General features: G+C 65.5%; 5 protein-coding genes. 1 reads left to right on the top strand and 4 read right to left on the bottom strand.

Annotated elements, in window-relative coordinates; all coding sequences use genetic code 11:
* Positions 1-1,151: 3'-5' exonuclease (locus EN780_RS27550; RefSeq protein ID WP_189556779.1), on the top strand; the 1,151-nt coding region annotated here is incomplete at its 5' end.
* A 9-nt stretch (positions 1,152-1,160) separates the two neighbouring features.
* On the opposite strand, the gene EN780_RS27555 is transcribed toward EN780_RS27550, so the two are convergent.
* The 4 genes from EN780_RS27555 to EN780_RS27570 all read right to left on the bottom strand — a co-directional run.
* Positions 1,161-2,207 (bottom strand): ABC transporter permease, encoded by a 1,047-nt coding sequence (locus EN780_RS27555; RefSeq protein WP_128275876.1) that lies wholly within the window; start codon positions 2,205-2,207, stop codon positions 1,161-1,163.
* Positions 2,204-3,001, bottom strand: coding sequence for an ATP-binding cassette domain-containing protein (locus EN780_RS27560; RefSeq protein WP_128275877.1), 798 nt, complete (start codon positions 2,999-3,001; stop codon positions 2,204-2,206). Before EN780_RS27560 ends, EN780_RS27555 begins: the two co-directional genes overlap by 4 nt.
* Before the next feature lie 88 nt (positions 3,002-3,089).
* Positions 3,090-4,103, bottom strand: coding sequence for a substrate-binding domain-containing protein (locus tag EN780_RS27565; protein WP_127286432.1), 1,014 nt, complete (start codon positions 4,101-4,103; stop codon positions 3,090-3,092).
* Positions 4,104-4,222: 119 nt separating this feature from the next.
* A partial coding sequence (locus EN780_RS27570; RefSeq protein WP_133372736.1) for a sugar phosphate isomerase/epimerase occupies positions 4,223-4,864 on the bottom strand: 642 nt, incomplete at its 5' end.

The following is a 4,864-nucleotide window of genomic DNA, read 5'->3' on the forward strand; positions in this document are numbered from 1 at the left end:
TGCCGAAGCGTGGGCTCGGCGAAGCCACGATCCGCCAGATCCACGACACGGCGCGGGCGCTGCGCATCCCGATGCTGGAAGCCGCCGGCAACCTCGCCGAAAGCGACGAGATGAAGCCGAAGCCGCGCGCCGCCCTGCGCGAGGTCGCGGCGAATTTCGAGCGCTGGCAAAAGGCGCTGGAGACCACGCCGCACACCGAGCTCGCCGAGACCATCCTGGAGGAGAGCGGCTACACCGACATGTGGAAGAACGACCGCTCGGCCGAATCGCCCGGGCGGCTGGAAAACCTCAAGGAGCTGATCCGCTCCATGGAGGAGTACGAATCGCTGCGCGCCTTCCTCGAGCATGTCGCGCTGGTCATGGAGGCCGAGCAGAGCGAGTCGCTCGATGCAGTCTCGATCATGACGCTGCATTCGGCCAAGGGTCTCGAGTTCGAGACCGTCTTCCTCCCCGGCTGGGAAGAAGGCCTGTTCCCGCACCAGCGCGCGCTCGACGAAGGCGGCCGTTCCGGCCTCGAGGAGGAGCGCCGCCTCGCCTATGTCGGCCTGACACGCGCCAAGAAGAACCTGCACATCTGGTTCGTCTCCAACCGCCTCATCCACGGCCTGTGGCAATCGACCATCCCGTCGCGCTTCCTCGACGAATTGCCGGAAACCCATGTCGAGGTCGCCGAGAGCGGCAACTCCTATGGCGGCTACGGCAACAGCTACGGCGGCGGCTCGTTCGCCTCCGGACGCGGCGGCCGGCAGAACCCCTACGGCGCCTCGCGCTTCGACAATATCGGCGAGGAAAAATCCTTCTCCAACACCTATTCGACGCCGGGCTGGCAGCGCGCGCAGGCCAACCGCACCGAGGCCACCGATCGCAACTGGGGCACGCGCTCCGGCCACCAGGTCGAGCGCATCGGCTATGGCGAGACCGACAGCGGCTACGGCGCCGGCCGCACCAGCGTCAAGGGTCGCACCATCGACGGCGAACTGGTCGCCAAGTCCGTCGCCGACAAGCCGTCGGCCTTCAGCGTCGGCGACCGCGTCTTCCACCAGAAATTCGGCAACGGCAACATTGCGGCAATCGAAGGCAACAAGCTCACCATCGACTTCGACAAGGCCGGCCAGAAACGCGTGCTGGACGGCTTTGTCACCGGCGTGTGAGCAATTCCCTCACCGATACCTCGCCTGGTTCCACTTATGGCCGAGCAGCGACAAGATGATGATCAGCCCGTTGAAGAACTGCGCGTAGAAGCCGCTCAGCCCCGCCGCCACCACGCCGGTCTGGATGAACGACACGGTCACCGCGCCGATCGCGCCGCCGACCACCGTGCCGATGCCGCCCCAGGTCGGCGTGCCGCCGACGAACACCGAGGCCAGCACCGGCAGCAGATAGCCGTCGCCGGCCGTCGGCCACCAGGTGAAGTCGATCATCACCGAGAAGGTGCCGGCGATCGCCGCCCCGATGCCGGTGAAGACGAACACCTTGACTTTGACGCGCTTGACGTCGATGCCCATCTGCTTGGCGCTGTCCGGATTGTCGCCGACTGCCCTCACCTGCGCGCCGAAGCGGTGGCGGTTGTAGAGCAGCGCCGAGAAAACGACGAAGGCGATGGCCCAGAAGACCTGCACCGGGATGCCCCAGAGCTGGCTCGAGAAGATCTTGTAGGCTGAGCTGTCGGCAAGGCCGGTCAGCGCCATCGACCTGCCCTCGTTGATGATCTGGATCAGGCCGCGCAACAGGAAATTCATGCCGAGCGTGGCGATCAGCGACGACAGTCCGCCATAGACGACCAGCGATCCGACCAGGAAGCCGAGCAGCGTGCCGGTGACCAGCGCGGCGGCGATGCCGAGGAACGGATCATAGCCGGCCTGCACGACCAGTGCGAAGACCCATGAGGCAAAACCCATCGTTGCCGGGAACGACAGGTCGATCTCGTCGCAGGTGACGACGAAGACCAGCGGCACCACCACGAACAGCGCAACGGGAAGCGTCGTCAGTACCGAGCTGTAGAGATACCAGGTGGTGAACACCGTCGGATTGGCGATGATGAACACCGCCATCATGAAGATGAACACGCCGAGCGTGCCGAGCGCGGCGCGGTTGTCGATGACGAAGCCGCGCAGCCAGTGGTCGGATGGATGGCTCCATTCCTTGCCTGCCTGGCCGCTTGTTCTTCCCAGGGGAGATTGCAGATCGGGTTCCATGGCCTTGCTCATCGCGCTCCCTGCTCCGCTTCGCCCGCCTCGTGCAGTCCGGGCAGGCCGCCCGGATGCGCCACGTCTTCCATGAAGTTGATGAGATCTTCCGCCGACTTGATCTGGCTGCGGTCGGCGGTCAGCGCCACCTTGCCGCGGTCGAGCACCACGAAGCGGTCGGCAATGTCGAAGACGTGGTGGATGTTGTGGCCGATGAACAGGATCGACCGGCCGCTCGCCCGCACCTGGCGCACGAAGTGGAAGACCTTGGCGGTCTCGGTCAGCGACAGCGCCGTCGTCGGCTCGTCGAGGATGATCAGCTCCGCCTGCTTGTAGATGGCGCGCGCGATCGCCACGCCCTGGCGTTCGCCGCCCGAAAGCTGGCCGACGATCGAGTGCGGCGTGAACACTTTCGAGGTGAAGCCGATCTCCCGCATCAGCCGGCTCGCCTCCTCGATCTCCTTGTTGACCTTCAGCCAGCCCATCCAGCTGGTCAGTTCGCGACCCATGAAGATGTTGCGCACGATCGTCTGCTGCACCGCCTGCGCCCGGTCCTGGAACACCGTCTCGATGCCGGCATCGCGCGAGCGCGCCGCGCTCCATCCGCTGACCGGCTTGCCGCGCACCAGGATCTCGCCGCTGGTCGGCTTGACCACGCCTGACAGGATCTTGATCAGCGTCGACTTGCCGGCGCCATTGTCGCCGATCAGGCCGACCACCTCGCCGCGGTCGACGCTGAGGTTGACGCCGCCAAGCGCATAGACCTGGCCATACGACTTCTTGATGTCGCGCAGTTCGATGATGCGTTCGCCCATGCGATCCTCGCTCGGATTGTCTGTCTTGCCGGTCTCCTCGCCGGCGGCCCCGCCGGCCGGGCGAAATCCCGGCCGACGGCTTGGGAGGTCAGCGCAGCGCCTGCTTGGCCAGCTCGGCGACGATCTCGTAATTCTGCGGCGTCACGAAGCCGGCGCCGGTATCGACATTCATCGGCGCCAGACCCAGCACTACCTGCTGGCAGAGGCTGAGGATCGGCAGGTAGCCCTGCAGGAAGGGCTGCTGGTCGGCCGTCAGCTGCACCCAGCCGCCCTTGAAGCCCTCGACGATCTGCGGGCTGGTGTCGAAGCCGAAATTGAAGATCTCGCCGGGCTTTCTTCCCGCCGCCTGCATGTAGGTGGCGACATTGCCCAGCATCTGGCCGCCGGGATAGCCGACCGCCTTGATATCAGGGTTGTTGAGCAGGGCCGCGGTGATCACCGGAATCGCCAGATTGGGGTCGGATGCCCATTCGCCGCTCGGCGGTGACGGCAGCTGGATGACACTGATGCCGGCCTCCTTGAGTACGGCCACCGTGCCGCGCTCTCGCGCGCCGCGGGCCTCGTTCTCGAACGGGCCGATCATGATCGCCTTGTCGCCGGACTTGAGCTTGCCGAGCTTGATGGCCTCGGCGCCGAGTGCACGGCCCTGCTGCTCCTGCTGGGCGCCGACATAGCCGCCGCCGAACGCTTCCACCACCTTCGGCACCGGAACGTTCTGGTACATCATCTTGATGCCGTCCTTGTGCGCCTGCTCGGCCAGAGGCATGATCGCGGCGTCGCCCGGATGGCCCATCATGGCGATGCCGTTGGGTTTCACGGCGACGGCCTCGCGTAACTGCTGCACCATCTTCTCGGAATCCCACTGCGAGAAGATGTAGTCGACCTTAGGCCCGAGATCGGCGGCCGCCTGCTTGGCGCCATTGTAGACGATGGTGCCGAAGGCGTCGCCCTCCGCGCCGCCGACGAAGAAGCGGATGTGGACGTCCTTGCACCATTGGGCATCCAGCGCCTGCGCCGGCAAGGTGGAGATGGCGGCGGCAAGCGCCGTGGCTGCGGCCACGACGGTCGTGCGCAGAAGTGTCGTTCTAAACGCGATGCTCATGCACGTTCCTCCCTTTGTTTCCTCGCCAAGCGAGGGTTTTCGACATTCGCTTCGGCAGTGCGCCGCAAAACTGGCCGGCCGGCTCCTCCCGCCGGCCAATCCTCACATCAACTTTGGCCTCACATCGGATTTGGCAGGTAGCTGGCACCTCCCCTGCATTGCTTGAGATAATCCAGCGCGCGCACTTGCCCGGTGATCTCCAGGTCGTCGCGATAGACAGGGTCGTGCCAGCCCTCGATGTCGATGGCGCCCTTGTAGCCGGCCAGCCGCAATTCGCTGATCACCCGCGTCCAGTCGCTGTCGCCGAAGCCCGGCGTGCGCATCTGCACGAAGGGCAGCCGGCCGAACACGCCGTGCTCGCGGATGACGTCCCAGCGCACGGTGGCGTCCTTGCCGTGGACATGGAAGATGCGCGGCGCCCATTTGCGGATCTGCGGCATCGGGTCGATCAGGTAGACGAGCTGATGGCAGGGCTCCCATTCGAGGCCGAGATTGTCATCCGGCAATTCGTTGAACATCAGCTCCCAGGCATCCGGATTGTGGGCGATGTTCCAGTCACCGCTGGCCCAGTTGCCATCCATCGCGCAATTCTCGAAGGCGATGCGCACGCCCTTGTCGGCGGCGCGCTTCGCCAGCGGCCCCCAGACCTCGCGGAAGCGCGGCAGGCTGTCGGTCAGCGGCTTGCCGCGAATACGGCCGGTGAAGCCGCTGACCGTGGAAGCGCCGAACAGATGCGCATGATCGATCACCGTCTCCCAGGC

The organism is Mesorhizobium sp. M4B.F.Ca.ET.089.01.1.1 (assembly GCF_004022605.1).
Classification (GTDB): domain Bacteria; phylum Pseudomonadota; class Alphaproteobacteria; order Rhizobiales; family Rhizobiaceae; genus Mesorhizobium; species Mesorhizobium abyssinicae.